Here is an 18,182-nt window from a genome sequence, read left to right on the forward strand (position 1 = left end):
TTTTCGCTTTTTTTATAGTGCCCTCTTCTTTATAGTAGGAAGCAAACTGGAGATCTTATGTCTGTTTGCCAGAGTTAGGGAGGGTACAAACGAAATGAGAATGAAGATGTTGGAACGGGAATATTGGTATGGAGGATTTGTCCATGAAGGCGTGTCGGAGCCGATTGGTGAAGAGTCATACCGTCAATATGATCTGCGCTTGAACCGGACGCCAAACCAGGCGATGCCGCTTTTCTTGTCAAGCAGAGGCCGTTATCTCTGGGGGGATAAGGGCTTTGTCATTACGTTTGATCGAGGAACGATTGAGGTTGAGGGAGATATCGAATTAGGCGAAGGATACGGAGATTTAAAGGGAGCCTATTTACAAGCGATGACCACTTTTTTTCCCTTTCAAAAAAAAGGGCCGAGTATCGAATTATTCCGCAGCCCCATCTATAATAGCTGGATTGAACTGACTTTTTATCAAAATGAACAAGACATTTTGAAATATGCCGAGGACATTCTGGCCAACGGCTTGCCTGCAGGCGTCATGATGATTGATGATGGCTGGTCGGACTATTACGGAAAGTGGAAGTTTAATAAAGAAAAATTCCCGAATCCAGAGAAAATGATTCAAACTCTTCACGATAAAGGGTTCCATGTGATGCTTTGGGTAAGCCCTTATATCACGCCGGACACGGTAGAGTACCGGGAGACCAGGGATAAGCAATTTCTAGTGAAGAATGCGGACGGGAAGCCGTTTATTACAGAATGGTGGAATGGCCATTCCGCTGTCCTTGATTTTTCCAATCCCGATACGATTGTATGGATGGATGAACAATTGAGCCGCTTGTGCGAGATGGGCGTCGATGGGTTTAAGTTCGATGGCGGCGACAGCACTCATTATCGGGATGACAATGTGACTTTTGGAAACGTCACGCCTGATGAACAGTCGTTAGCATGGGCAAAGTATGGCGAGAAATATCCGTTTAATGAATACCGGGTCACCTCCAAGGCGGGAGGCATGTCCCTGCTTCAGCGTCTCTGTGATAAAGAACATTCATGGGGAAACACGGGAATTGGGGCATTAATCCCGAACAGCCTTTTACAGGGAATAACCGGCCATCCATTCAGCTGCCCTGATATGATCGGGGGAGGGGAATACCTTAACTTCCTCCATCTTGACAAAGGGTCATTGGATCCGGAGCTTTTTGTGCGCCACAGTGAAATTGCCTGCTTAATGCCGGCGATGCAGTTTTCCGCCGCGCCTTACCGAGTGCTCGAACAGGCCTATTTTGACCAAATCCTTCAAAGTGTCCAAACGCGGAAGAACTATCAAGACAGAATTGAACAGCTCGTTATGCACGCAAAAGAAACAGGCGAACCAATCATTCGCTATATGAGCTATGAATTTCCTGACGAGGCGGTAGAAAAGATAATTGACCAATTCATGCTCGGAAGTGACATCCTTGTCGCCCCAGTAAGCGAAAAAGGCGCCGAAGGAAAAAAAGTATACATACCAAAAGGACAATGGAAATACGGCGAAGACGTCCTGAGCAGTGAAGGCGAATATCACAACTTCACCAGCACCCCAGGCATCCCGGTTATCCTCGAACGTGTTTAAATTGGGGAAAAAATTTTTACGCTTTTAGTTTTGCGAATTAGTTGATTGGAGCGGAGGGCACCGACTCCTACGGGATGCAGCGGCAAGGTGGAGACCCCGCAGGCGGTAACGCCGAGGAGGCTCCACTGACGCCCCGTGGAAAGCGTGTGCCCGTAGCGGAAATCAACCGTAAGGTTGAGTTAATGGAAATTCTTTAATTCATCCTATCTCTGACCGTAATATAGTGATAGAAAATGAATAATAAGCGGAAATACTATTTATTCAACCCGAATAAATAGTATTTTTTTTATATAAGAACCGTAATATCCCGTATTTAACGACCGAATAGAAAACAATACAATTTAGTTATCACATAGAAAGAGGGGCATTTAGATGAAAAGGAAAACGATTACATCGTTGCTTTGCTTATTATTAGTAGCAGCCAGTTTAGTTGGCTGTTCGGGTAAAACAGAATCGAAAAGTAAAGATGGAGAAAAGGTGACAAAGCTTCGGGTGATGGCGTACAACGCAGAATCAACTAGAGCTACATACTTAAAACTACTCGATGGGAACTTCCGAATATTGATATCGAATTTGAATTTGTCGCGCTTGATAATTTCAACAATGTATTGAATTCACAGCTTCAAGCAGGACAAGGCCCGGATATCATTGAAGTGGGCGGAGAGGCAAAGCTGCTTGCAAAAGCCAACTATCTCCTTGATCTGACTGACAAAGAATTCACTTCGAAGTATGTTGAACCTGGCCTCAAGCCATATTCTGTGGACGGCAAAGTTTATGCCACTCCGCTGCAATCCTGGTTCGAAGGGATTTTTTATAACAAAGTTATCTTTAAAGAAAATAACGTTGAAGTTCCAAAAACTTGGGATGAGTTTATTGCCGTCAGCAAGGAGCTTGCTAAAAACGGCGTTAAGCCGCAAGTGATGGGTGCGCAATCTTGGGAGCCAATGATGAAACAGAGCATCGGGCTTGTAAACAATGAATTTTACGCAAATGAGAAAAATAAAGACTTTGATGAACAGTTTAACGAAGGAAAAGCGAAGTTGGCTGAAGCCTGGCTTCCGACTGTAAAAGAGTGGTCGAAGGTCATCGATGAAGGAATTTTGACAAAAGATATGCTCGGACTCAGCTATGACCAGGCATTGGACCAATTTGCCACAGGTAAAGCTGCGATGTGGGAAAGCGGCCCATGGGCAGTACCAACTATCATGGAGAAAAATCCTGATATAGAACTTGGAATGTTCCCAATTCCAGGCAAAAAAGAGGGTGACGGCTGGTTGATCGGCGGCCCTGGCTCAGCATTGGCAATTAATGCGAAATCCAAGCACATTGACGAGGCGCTTAAAGTATTGGAACTGACCGCAACTGAAGAGGCACAACAAGCATTGGTTAAGGATAACGCGGGAAGCTCCTTCCTGGAAGGTGTCGAAGTGGATCTTGGTGATATCTATCAGGATAGTGAAGGTGCCTTCAAAGCTGGTCATGTATACGCACCTTGGACTGCGGTTTGGACGTCAGGAAATCCGGTTGTTGAAGCATACGGGAAATCCTTGCAAGAAGTCCTGGCAGGTACAAAGACAGTGAAACAGGCGCTGCAGGATGCAGATGACACGAACGAAAACTTAAGAAAGACCCTTAATTGATTCAATTCATCCGGTAAGGGTGAAAACTAAGTGGGGAATGGAGTAAACTCCATTTTCCACTTTTTCTCTATATGTTAGGGATATCCAGATGTTAAAAAATGGGGCGGTTTATTTATGTACAATAAGCAGCGAGAACGGGTCTTTATGTTGATGATTCTTCCAGCGTTCATTGGATTTATTGTCCTCTTTATTGTCCCAACAGCAATGAGCTTTTTCTATAGTTTCACGAATTGGTCAGTCTATAACTCTACCCTTAAATTTGTTGGTTTCGACAATTATAAACTTCTTTTTCAGGATGCAAAAACAGTAGCGGCCATCAAACATACTTTACAATACGCCATTTCGATTACGGTTTTGCAAAATGTCATCGCCATCCTGCTCGCCGTCTATTTGAACCGAAAAATGGCCGGAGCGAACTTTGTAAAGTCGTTAGTTTTTCTGCCGGCTGTCTTGAGCATCTTGGTCGTTGGGTTTCTCTTTCAGTATATTATGACCTCGGCCGATTACGGGTTGTTAAATAACATCATCCAATTTTTCGGCGGCCAGCCGGTGAATTGGCTCGGGGATTCGAAAATCGCTCTTTATTCTGTTCTTGCAACACAAGTGTGGCAATGGGCGGGCTGGTCAATGGTCATTTATATTGCCAACTTGAAAAGCATTGATTCCTCCCTTTATGAAGCGGCGGAAATTGACGGCGCGGGCAAGATCCGGACATTTTTCTCGGTCACACTCCCATTATTATATCCGGCGGTATCCTTTAATCTTCTCATGAGCCTTATAGGGGGAATGAAGGTCTTCGACGTCATTTTTGCGATGACAAAAGGCGGGCCGGGATATGCGACCGAAACGATCATGACAACCATGATCCGGGAAGGCTTCAACAGCGGAAGAAATGCATATGCATCCGCACTTGCGGTAATCTTTTTTATCGCAGTATTCATCTTATCGCGCATTGTCATTGCTTTCCTGAATAAATGGGAAAGGAAGATCGTCTGATGAAAAGAATTACAATTGGGAAGGTCCTGAACACCCTTGGGCTGATCATCATTAGCGGCATCGTATTCCTGCCAATCTACTATTTAGTTATCACTACCTTTAAGACTCCAGCAGAAGCAGCTGCCAGCCCTCTTGGATTGCCGGAAAGCCTCACATTCGCAAACTATGCAAAAGCTTTGGAAGCAATGAATTATACGCAGGCACTAAAAAACAACCTGATTATTACGGTTGTGGCGGTCATTCTGCTTGTTTTCTTCGCCACCATGGCGGCCTATGTGATTGCGCGCAGTAAAAGGAAAATCGTAAAAATCATGTATTCGGTCTTTTTGGTAGGTCTGATTATTCCGTTTCAAATTGCCATTGTTCCGTTATACCAGATTATTTCCGGCTTGCATCTTATGAACACGCACCTGGGCGTCATCTTGGTAAGTGTATTTTGTATAAATCTCCCTCTATCAATCTTTCTTTTGCGGGGATTTATCAATACTGTCCCGGTTGAATTGGAAGAGGCGGCATTTATGGACGGCTGCGGAACGTTCAAATGCTTTTGGCTGATTATATTTCCATTGTTGAAGCCGATCATTTCCACGGTTGTTATTTTGAATACATTAGCTATTTGGAATGACTTCCTTACCCCGTTACTGTTCCTGCAGTCTCCAGATAAGGCAGTATTATTGCAGGAAGTATATAAAAACGTCGGTCCATTTTCGACAAATTGGACATCATTCTTTCCGATGCTAGTCATGTCAACTCTTCCATTGGTTATTTTCTATATCATAATGCAAAAACGTGTGATTGAAGGTGTTGTAGCAGGGGCCGTAAAAGGCTGACAACAAAGGAGGATATTAAATGACGAAACTAAAAAAGGTTGTATCGATTCTATTGGCCGCACTTGTAGTCCTGAATATTTCCACGCTGGGGGCTCTGTCGGATAAGGCATCCGCTGAAGGCACAACCCCCGAGAAGTTTGTGATTACGTTTGATCCGGCCAATGGCGAGGAAATGAAACAGCTTCAACTGGGAGTTGGGGAACCACTACGGGAGAAGAGAGTGCCTTTCGAGAAAATCGAAAAGGAAGGATATGACTTTCTTGGATGGTTCTATGGTCCAAATAACAAATATGAGATGATTTTCCCGTACAAGCCTAATGAGGATATGACACTTACGGCAAAATGGGGGAAACATACCCCTGCTAGTCCAGTGCAAAAAGAAGGCTATCGTTTAATTTTTGATGAAGAATTCAATAATCCTAACGGAAAGCTGGATTCAAAGCTATGGGTCGATAAGTATCTCTCATCCTGGACAAAGACTCCGGAATACGCAAAGCCGATTTATGATATCAAAAATGGTGCAATGCAGCTCCAAGTTCAAGAAGATACGCCAGGCTGGGCGCCTGAATATGATGGCGAAACCCGGGTGAGCGGGTTTACAACAGGAAATCGAAACGGGCTCCATAATTGGAATGGAAACAATGTGGTGCGCAATCCAGTCCAGACCGAGTTAACACATATTAACCAGTATGGCTATTATGAAATCCGCGCGAAAGGCCAGGCTGGTTCGTCAAGGCATTCCGCCTGGTGGCTCCTAGGCTTTGAGGATCAAGTGGACCACTCAGCGGAAATTGATATTTTTGAGATTTTAGGAAACCAAAAAACAGCCGTGCCAAGAGCGTTCCATAATTGGAATGACAAAGACGCCTTTCCTGTGAGGGATGCGGGGGAGACTTTCATTAATCCAAATGCAAACTTCCATGATGAATGGCACACGTTTGGTCTGGACTGGCAAGAAGGAACCGGCTCGGGTGCATTTCCTGATAAACTCGTCTTTTATGTGGATGGAAAAGTAGTTGGAAGCAAGAACTTGAATATCGACTATCCTATGATTCAATTATTCTCCCAATATGAAAAGCGGGCAGGCGGATGGACGGGCCCATGGGAGTGGATGCCATATCCAAACACCTTTGATATTGATTATGTAAGAGTCTATAAAAAGCTTCCTGAAGGCCAGAAGGAACTATCTAAAAAGGAACTGAAGGTCGTCAATGTAGAAGATTCCGAGGTTACCGTTTTGGAAGGGCAGGCTGCTCTGAAACAATATACTTCAGCTGTGGCCGGGCATGAGGGCGAAATTTACACTGAGCCTAATCTGCCAAATACAAAATCGTATGTAAATGTAACTTGGAATGATGGCGTCGTCACTCAAGAGTTTGTAAAATGGGATCCTATTACCCAAGAAGATTTAGATAAAATCAATTCAGGGGAAGCAATCACCAAGAGTGGCATCCTGCCTAATTTAACGGGCGTGGAGGGAGTAACAAATCCTACCCTGCAAATAGTTGTGACAACTCCGCCGCCACCGCCGCCATATACGAGTGAAAACCTCGGGGTGGAAAACAGCCAGTCTCAACTTGAAAAGCTTTTTGATGGGAATCTTTTAAGCAATAGCGGTGAATTTAGATTTGCCTCCAATCAATTGCCAACTGATAAAGAGGTAAATATCCAGTATGACTTCCATAAGGACATCACCTTAAATTCGATTTCCTTTAGTACAAATTACGGCAAAGATCAGGGTATCAGAAAATTCAAGCTGGCAGCATGGGATTCCGAAGCAAAAAGCTGGATTCCTGCCGAGAAAGAATACACTATTCCGTGGACAACCGCAGGCAATACGGAAAACGGCGAAACATTGAAAGTTGATGTGGAGCCGATGAAAACATCCAAAGTGAAAATTATCATTACGGATGTCGGACTTACATGGGGAAATAAAATCGCGATGCGGGAGATTGCGTTTGGCTATGTGACTAAGTAGAAAAAATCCACTATATAAGCCTAATTAATGAAGGTGAAATTAGTTGATTGGAGCGGAAGGCACGTAGACTCCAATGGGATGCAGCGGCAAGTGGAGACCCCGCAGGCGCCTTGAGCGCCGAGGAGGCTCCACTGACGCCCCATGGAAAGCGAAGTGCCTGGAGAGCAAATCAACGACAATGTTCGAAAGTTTAGCTCGTTTTATTTATTAAAGCTCTTTAAAAATCCAAGGAGCTTTTGCAATACATGACAGCACCTTTCCTAACAATTGGAAGGGTGCTGTTCGTATTTGCTGGGTCTTTTGCCTTGCTTCCATTGAACTAATTTTCTTTATATTACTTTTACACGTTTTCAATAAAGGATTAATATTACTTCCTTACACTTTAGTTGTACGTAAAATTAACTAAGGAAGAAGGCGAGTAAAGATGAAAAAGCGAACGATGATTATTCCAATGTTAAGTTTGGGTGTGCTGTTCCCGTCGGCTGCGAATGTTTTTGCCGAACCGAAAAAGCCTGTTTCTGTTGATAGGGTAGAATTTGTCGGGATGGATGTGCCAAGTTCTGCTGAAGAAAAATCCAAAATGTACAGTGGAGCTTCCGCGGTTGTATCCTATAGCAACGGCTCGCAAAAAACAATTCCACTCGAGTTTAAATCTTTATTCAAGCCGGGCGACAAGTACAAGAGCGGGATTGCCGGAGCAGCCTATGACGCCAATGGCGAGCTGATTACGAATGCGGATGGAAAGCCATACATATCGACCTCACCTGACAGCAATACATTGATGAATGTTAACGGGAAGTTATACATGGTCAATCATTACGAGGGAATGCCTTCGAATGAAATTGGCAACATGCCAAAACAAATTATGCTGAATAAAGTTGAACAAAATCCGAAAACAGGGGAATTGACTATTACAGACACAATGCCAATCGACTTTTCAGCGGACGGCGGAATCTGGACGCCATGTGCCGGATCGCTGACTCCGTGGAACACCCATCTGGGCAGCGAAGAATACGAGCCTGATGCGAGAGCATTTGAAGCCGATCCAAAAAATAGTTCCGTGACTCAATTTGCCCGCAACTATTACCAGGATCCAACCATTCTCGGAAACCCATATTTGTACGGCCATGTTCCCGAGGTAACTGTTTCTAGTGACGGGACAGCCAAAGCGGTGAAACATTACAGCATGGGCCGCCTTTCAATTGAAAACGCAAAAGTGGCACCGGATAACCGCACTGTGTATTTCGGGGATGATGGCGGCTACACGATGGCATTCATGTATGTCGCTGATAAACAGAAGGACCTGACATCAGGCACGCTATATGCAGCGAAGTGGGTGCAAACCGGCACTGAAAATGGTGGTTCCGCAAACTTGGAATGGATTAAACTGGGGCATGCCAATGACCAGGAAATCAAAGAGCTTGCCCTGAAATTGAAGTTCAGTGATATTTTTGAAGCGACAAACGATGCAGCTTATGCAAAAGCTAATGACTTTACACGAGTGAAAGCCGGCGGAAGGGACGAATGGCTGAAGCTTAAGCCAGGCATGGAAAAAGCGGCTGCTTTCCTGGAATCGCGCCGATATGGAGCACTGCTTGGTGCTACATCAGAATTTAACAAAATGGAGACTATGGAAATTAATAAGGCAGATAATAAAGTTTACATGACCATGTCCACAATCGCTGGCGGAATGGAAGCAAATCCATCAGACCCTGTCGATGACATCCACTTGCCGAAAATCAGCGCAGGTGGAATTTATGAAATGAGTTTGAGTAAAGGTGTGAAAGACCAATCCGGACATCCGATTCGCAGCCGATATGTTGCGACGAACATGAACGGCCTTATCACAGGCGAAGACCTTGCAAGTAAGGATGCGGCGGGCAACACCGCAAATCCAGACAAAATTTCCAATCCTGACAATATCGTCTACTCCGAAAAAATGAGGACACTCTTTATTGCGGAAGATGGCGGCAAGCATGTGAACAACTACGGCTGGGCTTATAATATTGACACGAAAAAGCTCTCCAGAATCGTCTCAGCCGCGGCACCGGGAGAAGTAACAGGCATCCAGATGGTTGAAGATCTCAATGGATTCAGCTATCTCATGGTTGGTTCGCAAAATCCCGGCAATGCCGGCTACCTCTCCGGCCTGCCTTTTGTAGGGGATAACCATAAAAATAAGTAAGCTCATAGCTGGAAAAAAACAGCCCGAAAAGAGTAAGACAGAAGCCAATGCCTCTGTCTTACTCTTTTTTAATGATTACTACAACGACCGTTTCAAAAGAAGTTTGTATAGGGCATATTGTTAAGATGACATTGAAAAAAGTGATTAATTCAAAGTTAGCCTATTAAAATTTTGCTGTATAGCTATTATGGCAGGAAATCGCAAAAAGTTTGTTGAACACTTGATTTCAAGGAGGTAGAAGATATGAAAATCAATAGAATAGATCATGTGAGTATCAACGTGAATGATCTTGCACAGGCTAAAGAATTTTTTATTGATTTAGGACTTGAAGTGCAAGCGGAATGGGAATTGGATGGAGAACTGTTGGACCGAATAGTGGGGCTTAATGATGTTAAAACGGCATGTGTAGGATTGGGGATGCCAGATGGCCAGGCATGGATAGAGCTAGTCAAATTCTATACGCCGTCAGATGAAAAAGGTATTCAGCAACCTTTGGCAAATACTCTGGGTATCCGGCATATTTGCTTTGCTGTCGAAGATATTGAATCGATAGTTGCTAAGTTAAAAAAGAAAGGCACGGAAATCTTTAGTGAGATACAGCAATATGAAGAAAGTTATAAGTTATGCTACGTTCGGGGGCCAGAGGGAATTATTTTAGAACTAGCAGAGAAAATCAAATAAACAGACGGTAAGCTGACACATTTATTTTGCCACGATGAGGGGCTCTAATTTCTCCGCTGTTATCTTAGAGCACTTCATACATTACGTCATTATATTAAATACCCGGTTGCTGACGCAGCCGGGATTGTTTTTGTTCTGACAAGAATTGTTTGAATTAAGGAAGGACTGGAACCATCCCCTGCTTCAGTCGCTGCTTCATCTTACGTTTATTCACATTTATAAGTGGAATAGTCCAACTAGGACTTTTTTTGAAGGGGTGGTTAAGTGAATGCTGCGCAATTGTTGATTAGGTGTCTTGAGAATGAAGGGGTTGAGTATATTTTCGGGGTTCCGGGTGAGGAAAACCTGGATATTATGGATGCTCTTCTCGATTCGAGTATTGAGTTTGTGGTGACGCGGCATGAGACGAATGCCGCGTTTATGGCCGGGACGTATGGGAGGCTGACAGGAAAGCCAGGAGTATGCCTGTCGACGCTCGGTCCTGGAGCGACGAATTTATTGACGGGGGTGGCGACCGCGAACATGGATCATTGCCCGATTATCGCGATCACCGGCCAGGCAGGTCTGGATCGCCAGCATAAAATCTCCCACCAATATTATGACCTTGTGTCAGTCTATCAGCCGGTCACGAAATGGAATACCCAAGTGAAAAAAGCGGAAATCATTCCGGAAGTGGTCCGGAAGGCTTTTGAGGTAGCGACGAGCGAAAAGCCGGGAGCGGTCCATATCGATATTCCGGAAGACATCGCCGCCGAGAAAGTCGAAGGGCAGCCGCTTAAAATTATGGATCAGACGATCATGGAGGCGGGAGAGCGCACCATTTCGAAGGCCGCGAAGCTGATTGAAGAGGCGAAGCGTCCACTTATCCTCGCGGGGATGGGCATCACTCGTGAATATGCGGCCCAGAGCCTGCGCGATTTTGCCGAAAAGGCCGATATTCCTGTCGTCCACACGTTTATGGGAAAAGGCGCCATGCCTTTCAAAAATGACCTAAGCCTGATGACGGCAGGAATGAGCGGCAGCGATTATATTACCTGCGGGTTTAGGGATTCCGACTTGATTATTGCGATTGGCTTCGATATCGCGGAATTTCCGCCGAAAAACTGGAACAAGGGCGGGGAGACGCCGATCCTCCATATTGATACCGAGGAGGCGGAAACAGATGCTGACTACCCGGTAACCCACAGTGTCATCGGAAATCTGGATGAGAACCTGAAGCAGCTCGGAAAAACCATTTCTCCGGCAAAAAGGGATAACAAGTGGGCCGCCCATATCAGGGAAGAGAATCTTGATGAACTGAGCTCTTTTGCAGAGGATGAGGGCTTTCCAGTCAAACCGCAAAAAATCATCGCCGATCTCCGGTCAGTTTTGCAGGAAAATGACATTGCCATTTCCGATGTCGGCGCCCACAAAATGTGGATGGCGAGAATGTATCACACGTATGAACCGAATACGTGCCTCATTTCCAACGGCCTCGCCTCGATGGGCATTTCGGTGCCGGGTGCGATTGCCGCGAAACTGGTCCATCCTGAACGGAATGTCGTGGCAGTCTGCGGAGACGGCTCGTTCCAGATGGCAAGTGCTGAGCTGGAGACGGCGATGAGGCTCAAGCTGCCGATCATTATTCTCCTCTGGAGGGACGGCGGCTATGGATTAATTGAATGGAAGCAGCTGAATGAATTCCACCGCTCATCACACGTGAAATTCGGCAACCCGGATTTTGTCCAACTGGCAAAATCATACGGCTTTGAGGCGTTCAGAATCGAGAAAGCCGGGGAATTGAAGGAAACGCTCCAAAAAGCGGTTGATTTGAATAAACCTGTCCTAATTGATTGCCCGGTAGATTATCGGGAGAACGTGAAGCTGACCGAAAAGCTCGGCAACATACTTTGCTAACCAAGGAGGCATAAAATTGTGAAAATCGCATCGATAATTGGCGGAAAGGAACTGAACGATGAAAGCCGGGAAACACTCGCGGTGAAAAATCCTTATAACGATGAGACTGTGGCGGAGATTGTCCTCGCCAATGAGGAAGATCTGGACGAAGCCGTTAGCAACAGCCTATCTGTTTTCAAAAACACGATGAAAATGATGCCGGCGCACGAACGGGCAAGGATTCTTGCAAAAGCGGCCGACCTGCTCGAACAGCAGAAGGAGGATTTCGCGTACATGATCGTCCAGGAAGCTGGCAAGCCAATCAAGCATAGCCGGGCTGAAATCACGCGTTCCATCCAAATTCTCCGTTACGCGAGCGAACTGTGCAAGCATGTGACCGGTGAAGTTTTGCAAATGGATGCCGACTTGCGCGGCTCAGACAAAATGGGCTTCGTGAAGAGGGTCCCGGTCGGCGTCGTCGCAGCGATTACACCATTCAATTTCCCATTGAATTTGTCGCTTCACAAAATTGCACCGGCCATCGCGACAGGCAACACCGTCATTTTCAAGCCGGCTGAAAAAACGCCGGTCTCCGCCTATAAGCTTGTAAAGCTGTTCGAGGAGGCGGGGCTCCCAGATGGCGTCATCAACCTCGTGCTCGGAACAGGCGAGACTGTCGGCCAGGCGCTGGTCACCCATAAAGACATCCATAAAATCACCTTCACTGGAAGCCTCACCGTTGGCAAAATGATCCGGGACACGGCCGGTTTCAAAAAAGTCACCATGGAACTTGGGTCCAATTCACCGAATATCATCTTTGAGGATGCGGATCTTGACCAGGCAGTGGAAAGTTTGGTCAACGCTGCTTTTGGCTTTTCGGGGCAGGTTTGCGTTTCCGCCCAGCGGATTTATGTGCACGAGGATGTATATGACCAGTTCCTTGGGAAATTTGTTGAAGCGACAAAGCAGCTTAAAATCGGCGATCCGCGGAATGAGGAAACCGATATCGGCCCAATGATTGACGAAAATGCAGCGAAAAGGGCGAAGGATTGGATCGAGGAAGCCAGGAAGCAGGGAGCAGCCATCCAAACCGGCGGCGAGCTTGACGGAAGCATTCTTTCTCCAACGATTATCACCGATGTGGAAAAGGGCATGAAAGTCGTCACCGACGAAGCATTTGCCCCGCTCGTTTCCGTGATGCCTTTCAGGACGGAGGAAGAGGCAGTCGAAAGGACGAACGACTCCATTTATGGCCTGCAGGCAGGCGTTTTCACGAAGGACATCGACCGGGCGTTCAGGGTCGCGGAAAACCTTGAGATGGGCGGCGTTTGGATCAATGAATCGTGCGTCTACCGGCAGGACAACTACCCGTATGGCGGCGTCAAGCAGAGCGGCATCGGACGGGAAGGCGTCAAGTACGCCATGGACGAAATGACAGAAATCAAGTTCATCGGGGTCAAGCTGTCAAAATAAAGCTGTTGTCTATTTTGTTCATGGAAGCTCCAAATGGAAGGGATGATCCTTGTTCATGACAACGGCTGGCAAAAAGGAATGAATATTGTATTTGGCCAGGGAAGCCTGAGTTTCAGTGGGGCAGGCTTTCCCTTTTAATCATTAAAACTGGCAGGGAGGGTTACGATGAAAGTACTTGTGATTGGGACAAATGATCTGGCAGGAGAACAAGTAGTGAAGCTTTTGGCCGAAAAAGGGTATGAGGCGGTTGCTTTGGCTGGATCGGAAAATGCCAGGGATGGATTGAAGAAGCTTGGCGCGTCGGATGTTGTTGTGACGGATGGAGAGGATTACTCGGAAGCTTTCTTTGGATGCGAGGCGGTCATATATTTGGGGAGCGCGAGCCAACGGACAGGGGAGAGCAAACCGATTCTTGTCGATAACGAGTCAGTCAATGATGCAATCAGTTCAGCCAAGAAAAACGGGGCGAAACGTTTTGTGCTGCTGAGTCCCTTGAGGGGCGATGAAAATGAGGGCGGCGGTTCCGGGACGGTGGAGTTGAAAGAAAAACCGGAAGAGCTTTTGCGAAAAGAAGAACTTGCCTACACGATCATCAGGCCGAGCAAGCCGGTGGACAAGCCGGGGAAGGGGAAAGTGGAAGTGGCAGAAGCCCTCGCCGATGAAGAAGGGGAGATTCCGAAAGAGGACCTTGCCTCGGTGCTGGTTGAGGTGCTTGAGATGGAAGGGTCGTTTAACAAAACGTTTGCCGTGACGGCAGGGGAAACGCCAATCCGCCAGGCGCTGACCGATTTGTAGGGACAATGGAAATCCATTTTTAATACGAAGGGTGATACGATGACAGACATGAAAAAGGTTCTTCCCGCAATTTTGAAAGGGACCGCGGTCCTTGGTGCTGCCGCGGCTGCCGCGTATTTTTACCGGAAAGATGATACACAGAAGCAGCATTCGATCCTTAGGAATTTTCCGCTTGTCGGAAGGATCCGCTACATGGCCGAGCAGGTCGGTCCCGAGCTTAGGCAATACCTGTTCCAGAATAACCTTGAAGGCACACCGTTTCCGAGGAAGGAATTCGAGGACGTCGTCAAGGCAGGCAAATACAAGGAGCGGCTGATCGGCTTTGGCTCGGAGCGCGATTTTTCGAAAAGCGGTTATTATATCCGCAACAGTATGTTCCCGAAGCAACGCGAAGATTTGCGCATTGATAACAGCAAAAAAATCAATACTATGGTCTATAAAGTTGATGAGGAAGGCCTGATTACAAGAAGGGAGCACCGAGAGGAAAAGCAGGTCGATCCGTATTACCTGCATGATGAAGATGCGATTGTGATTGGCGCCACCAACTGCCGGAAACCGTTCAAGGTGAAGGGGCTTGTCGGCCAGTCGGCGATGAGTTACGGCGCGCTCGGCAAAAATGCGATCACCGCGCTATCCAAAGGGCTCGCGCTTGCCGGTGGGACATGGATGAATACCGGGGAAGGCGGGCTTTCCGACTACCATCTGGCAGGGAGCCCTGATATCATCATGCAAATCGGGCCGGGGCTGTTTGGCGTCCGGACGCCGGCCGGGGAGTTTTCCTGGGAAGCATTCAAACAAAAAAGCGAACTGGAGCAAATCAAGGCGTTCGAGCTGAAACTTGCCCAGGGCGCGAAAATCCGCGGCGGCCATCTTGAGGGAGCAAAAGTGACCGAGGAAATCGCACGCATCCGTCTTGTGGAGCCTGGCAAAACTATTAACAGCCCGAACCGGTTTTATGAATTCGGCAATTACCATGAAATGTTCGATTTCATCGAGAGGCTGAGGGATGTCGGCGGGAAGCCGGTCGGGATCAAGATTGTCGTCGGTGACCTTGATTCACTTGAAGAGATGGCATCGATAATGAGGGATACCGGGATGGGCCCGGATTTCATCACCGTTGATGGCGGGGAAGGCGGTACAGGCGCCACGTACCAGGAGCTCGCCGATTCAGTCGGGCTGCCAATTCAATCGGCGCTGCCGGTCGTCGATGAAATGCTGAAGAAGTATGAGGTGCGCGATCGGGTGAAACTGATTGCATCCGGCAAGCTCGTCACACCGGACAAAATCGCGATTGCACTGGCCATGGGCGCGGATCTCGTTAACATCGCACGCGGCTTTATGCTGAGCGTCGGCTGCATCATGGCGGGGCGTTGCCATACAAATACCTGCCCGGCGGGAGTGGCGACAACCGACCCGAAGCTGCAGGACGGACTCGTCATTGAAGAAAAAATGTACCGCGTCGCCAACTATGTCATCTCGTTGCGCGAAGGCCTCTTCAACCTGGCAGCCGCTTCCGGCATCGACACCCCAGTGAAATTCGAGCGCAAGCACATCGTCTACAAAGACGAATGGGGCAGAGTCTCCTCCGTCGGAGATATTATTCTAACACCGGAAAGAGTTGACGAAATTAGGACCAAGGAACGAGCGGCGAATTGATTTAGGAGTGAAGCAGGGATTAATTCCCTGCTTCGCTGCCAATGGGCGTGCAATTCAATACTATTGCGGTCCAGCTGGCTTACATAATGATTCCTTGGGTGGTTTGCAAATCCCTCCGGGTGAACTTTAATGGGTAAAAATTGGAGGTTTAAAATGAGTGGGATTTGTGGAATAATTATTTTGAAATAATAATAAAAATGAAAGCGTTAACTGGATGGCCATCGACATAAAAGGTTAGTTGCTTTATAGATTGGAGAACACATCATGACAATCTTACTTGGGATTATTGGTATTCTTGCACTCATAGGTATTGCCTGGCTCATGTCAAACGATAAGAAAAACATCAATTACCGCGCGGTAGGGATCATGCTCGCTGTTCAGCTGTTCATCGCCTGGTTCATGCTCAACACTTCAATCGGAAAAAAAGTCCTGCAAAAAATCGTGGATGTCTTCAATAAAATCCTTTCTTTCGGGAACGAAGGGATTGCATTCGTATTCGGTGACCTCGCAGGAAAGAACTTTTTCTTTGTTAATGTATTAATGATGATTGTTTTCGTATCCGCACTTCTTTCCATTTTGACGTATACACGAATTTTACCATTGGCCATTAAATACATCGGCGGGGCGGTTGCCAAAATAACCGGCCTTCCGAAAATCGAATCGTTTGTCGCGGCTAACTCAATGGTTTTCGGTGACACTACCGCAATACTTTCGGTAAAATCGCAGATCCACAAGCTTTCACCAAACCGCCTTTTTATCGTCGTCACCTCATCCCTTGTGGCAGTATCGTGTTCGATATTAGGGGCTTATATGCAGATGATTCCTGCTGAGTATGTTCTGGTAGCTTTACCGATTAACGTCTTTTCTGGTTTGATTCTTTCGTCAATGGTTGCTCCAGTGCCGAAAGAGGAAGATGAAGAAATCGATATCAAAGAAATGATTCCTGAGAAATCACTATTTGAGGCAATCGGTAACGGCGCTTTAATCGGAGGGAAAACAGCTTTAATCGTCGGCGCGATGCTTATTACGTATATTGGCTTGCTGGCGATGATCAACTTTGTTTTGCAAAAAATAGTGGGTATGACCTTCCAGGAAATTATCGGATATGTTTTTGCCCCAATCGCTTATATGATGGGGATTCCAGCGTCCGAGATTGTCAGGTCGGGTTCCGTTATGGGAACAAAGGTAGCTGCCAATGAATTCGTAGCGATGCTTGATTTTATGAAAATCATGCCTGACATGTCCCATAAAACAGTCGGCATTGTCTCGGCATTCCTTGTTTCCTTTGCCAACTTCTCATCTGTCGGGATTGTCCTTGGGACTGTACAAGCTATCAGCGGCGAACAGGCAAGCCGATTAGCTAAAGTTGGTTTAAAGGTACTGCTAGTCGCAACAATGGGGTCAATCCTAACAGGTACGATTGTAGGTTTGTTCCTTTAATAGTGAAGAAGTCCAGCCCCCTTCGGCATTGCTGAAGGGGGTTTTTAAGTACTTGGTCATAAAAAAGGAGGCTGACCCAATTGAGTCGCCATTCAGGTGATCATTTGGGTCAGCCCTTATATAGAATTATTCCATTTGTTCTACACTATTTCGCACGATTGACACCATATCATCTTCAGCACCAAGACTAAAGTTTAAAAAAATGCCCTGTCCACCGCCAGCACCAATTGCTGAAATAAAAATATCATTGTCAGAACCTACTACGGTAAGGCTCAAACTGGCTCTGTTTCCATTCCTCATGAAAAATTTATCATAAACCCTAACTGCAATTTTAGTATCTCCATTACTATAGTTGCTTTCATCAACTAAGTTCATGCTCACTCCACTATTACTAATATCGTTTTCCAAACGTTTAACCACACTCTCAAATTGACCGATCATTGTCTTTTCATACTTGGCCATGTTTGCCTCATCCTCTCCCATAATTATTTTCGGTATAAAAGTCTCTTTTCCTCTATTATTTCGCCTGTTATTTCATTAATTTGGAAAATGCAGTAACAAGCTAGTGCCAGTATGTTAATTGCTATGTAGGTTGAATTAAAAATTGATATTCGACAGGTACGGGGTGGTTGATTTCCGCTCCGGGCATTTCGCTTTCCGCGGGGCATCAGTGGAGCCTCCTCGGAGCAAAGCTCCTGTGGGGTCTCCCCTTGCTGCTCAATCCCGCAGGAGTCTACATGCCTGAGCTCCAATCAACCAGCTATTCAACTTAAATAATGTACTTATTAAGTTCAACCAAAATATAAGGAATAAATATGTAAATAATAGGCAGGGGTATTGGATATTAATGTTAAAATAAATGTAGGTATACAACTAGCGGGGTAGGACAGTGGGTAGGGGAAGTTCGTCCGAGCATACTTTGCCTTTTATAGGGCCATCCATTTTCCCAATCAATGAAGTTTCTGTAATGATTGAGATAGATGTATTGATGGAGGACTTAAATAATGAGTTGGAGAACTATTAGGAAACT

The 18,182-nt window shown here is 46.2% G+C and carries 13 protein-coding genes; 12 read left to right on the forward strand and 1 reads right to left on the reverse strand.

What is annotated here, in order from left to right; genetic code table 11:
• Positions 1-94 precede the first annotated feature (94 nt).
• From BN1002_RS05520 to BN1002_RS05575, 12 genes are all read left to right on the forward strand, one after another.
• Positions 95-1,603: a glycoside hydrolase family 31 protein gene (locus tag BN1002_RS05520; protein ID WP_048824027.1), complete on the forward strand. Its 1,509-nt coding sequence runs from the start codon at positions 95-97 to the stop codon at positions 1,601-1,603.
• A gap of 566 nt (positions 1,604-2,169) precedes the next feature.
• Positions 2,170-3,243 carry an ABC transporter substrate-binding protein gene (locus BN1002_RS05525; protein ID WP_269429817.1) on the forward strand — a complete coding sequence of 358 codons (1,074 nt, stop codon included), beginning with the start codon at positions 2,170-2,172 and terminating at the stop codon, positions 3,241-3,243.
• 114 nt (positions 3,244-3,357) lie between these two features.
• Positions 3,358-4,239 carry a carbohydrate ABC transporter permease gene (locus BN1002_RS05530; protein ID WP_048824029.1) on the forward strand — a complete coding sequence of 294 codons (882 nt, stop codon included), beginning with the start codon at positions 3,358-3,360 and terminating at the stop codon, positions 4,237-4,239.
• Complete coding sequence (locus tag BN1002_RS05535; protein WP_052445616.1) at positions 4,239-5,069, forward strand: carbohydrate ABC transporter permease; 831 nt, start codon at positions 4,239-4,241, stop codon at positions 5,067-5,069. The genes BN1002_RS05530 and BN1002_RS05535 overlap by 1 nt, the downstream gene beginning before the upstream one ends.
• 19 nt (positions 5,070-5,088) lie before the next feature.
• On the forward strand, positions 5,089-7,047 hold the full coding sequence (locus BN1002_RS05540; protein WP_048824031.1) for a family 16 glycosylhydrolase: 1,959 nt from the start codon (positions 5,089-5,091) through the stop codon (positions 7,045-7,047).
• 424 nt (positions 7,048-7,471) lie between these two features.
• On the forward strand, positions 7,472-9,232 hold the full coding sequence (locus BN1002_RS05545; protein WP_048824032.1) for a PhoX family protein: 1,761 nt from the start codon (positions 7,472-7,474) through the stop codon (positions 9,230-9,232).
• A gap of 243 nt (positions 9,233-9,475) precedes the next feature.
• Positions 9,476-9,913, forward strand: coding sequence for a VOC family protein (locus BN1002_RS05550; protein WP_048824033.1), 438 nt, complete (start codon positions 9,476-9,478; stop codon positions 9,911-9,913).
• Between the two features lie 264 nt (positions 9,914-10,177).
• The gene (locus BN1002_RS05555) at positions 10,178-11,809 is read left to right on the forward strand and encodes an acetolactate synthase large subunit (protein ID WP_048824034.1); all 1,632 of its coding nucleotides are present in this window, start codon (positions 10,178-10,180) and stop codon (positions 11,807-11,809) included.
• 18 nt (positions 11,810-11,827) lie between these two features.
• Positions 11,828-13,261, forward strand: a complete 1,434-nt coding sequence (locus BN1002_RS05560; RefSeq protein ID WP_331386299.1) for an aldehyde dehydrogenase family protein — start codon at positions 11,828-11,830, stop codon at positions 13,259-13,261.
• A gap of 165 nt (positions 13,262-13,426) precedes the next feature.
• The gene (locus tag BN1002_RS05565; protein ID WP_048824036.1) at positions 13,427-14,056 is read left to right on the forward strand and encodes an NAD(P)H-binding protein; all 630 of its coding nucleotides are present in this window, start codon (positions 13,427-13,429) and stop codon (positions 14,054-14,056) included.
• Between the two features lie 39 nt (positions 14,057-14,095).
• Entirely contained in the window at positions 14,096-15,712 is a 1,617-nt protein-coding gene (locus BN1002_RS05570; RefSeq protein WP_197072747.1) for an FMN-binding glutamate synthase family protein, read from the forward strand.
• 264 nt (positions 15,713-15,976) lie between these two features.
• Positions 15,977-17,152, forward strand: a complete 1,176-nt coding sequence (locus tag BN1002_RS05575; RefSeq protein ID WP_048824037.1) for a NupC/NupG family nucleoside CNT transporter — start codon at positions 15,977-15,979, stop codon at positions 17,150-17,152.
• A 126-nt stretch (positions 17,153-17,278) separates the two neighbouring features.
• Here BN1002_RS05575 and BN1002_RS05580 read toward each other — a convergent pair whose 3' ends face one another.
• On the reverse strand, positions 17,279-17,614 hold the full coding sequence (locus BN1002_RS05580) for a DUF6054 family protein (protein WP_048827770.1): 336 nt from the start codon (positions 17,612-17,614) through the stop codon (positions 17,279-17,281).
• Positions 17,615-18,182 lie beyond the last annotated feature (568 nt).

Origin of the sequence: Bacillus sp. B-jedd (genome assembly GCF_000821085.1) — a bacterium.
In the GTDB taxonomy this organism is placed as follows: Bacteria; Bacillota; Bacilli; order Bacillales; family Cytobacillaceae; genus Bacillus_D.

Bases quoted from the DNA above. Each gene is read 5' to 3' on its own strand.
- BN1002_RS05565 (WP_048824036.1), top strand. From the start codon at position 13,427: ATGAAAGTACTTGTGATTGGGACAAATGATCTGGCAGGAGAACAAGTA.
- BN1002_RS05535 (WP_052445616.1), top strand. From the start codon at position 4,239: ATGAAAAGAATTACAATTGGGAAGGTCCTGAACACCCTTGGGCTGATC.
- BN1002_RS05580 (WP_048827770.1), bottom strand. From the start codon at position 17,614: ATGGCCAAGTATGAAAAGACAATGATCGGTCAATTTGAGAGTGTGGTT.
- BN1002_RS05520 (WP_048824027.1), top strand. From the start codon at position 95: ATGAGAATGAAGATGTTGGAACGGGAATATTGGTATGGAGGATTTGTC.
- BN1002_RS05550 (WP_048824033.1), top strand. From the start codon at position 9,476: ATGAAAATCAATAGAATAGATCATGTGAGTATCAACGTGAATGATCTT.
- BN1002_RS05530 (WP_048824029.1), top strand. From the start codon at position 3,358: ATGTACAATAAGCAGCGAGAACGGGTCTTTATGTTGATGATTCTTCCA.
- BN1002_RS05570 (WP_197072747.1), top strand. From the start codon at position 14,096: ATGACAGACATGAAAAAGGTTCTTCCCGCAATTTTGAAAGGGACCGCG.
- BN1002_RS05545 (WP_048824032.1), top strand. From the start codon at position 7,472: ATGAAAAAGCGAACGATGATTATTCCAATGTTAAGTTTGGGTGTGCTG.
- BN1002_RS05540 (WP_048824031.1), top strand. From the start codon at position 5,089: ATGACGAAACTAAAAAAGGTTGTATCGATTCTATTGGCCGCACTTGTA.
- BN1002_RS05575 (WP_048824037.1), top strand. From the start codon at position 15,977: ATGACAATCTTACTTGGGATTATTGGTATTCTTGCACTCATAGGTATT.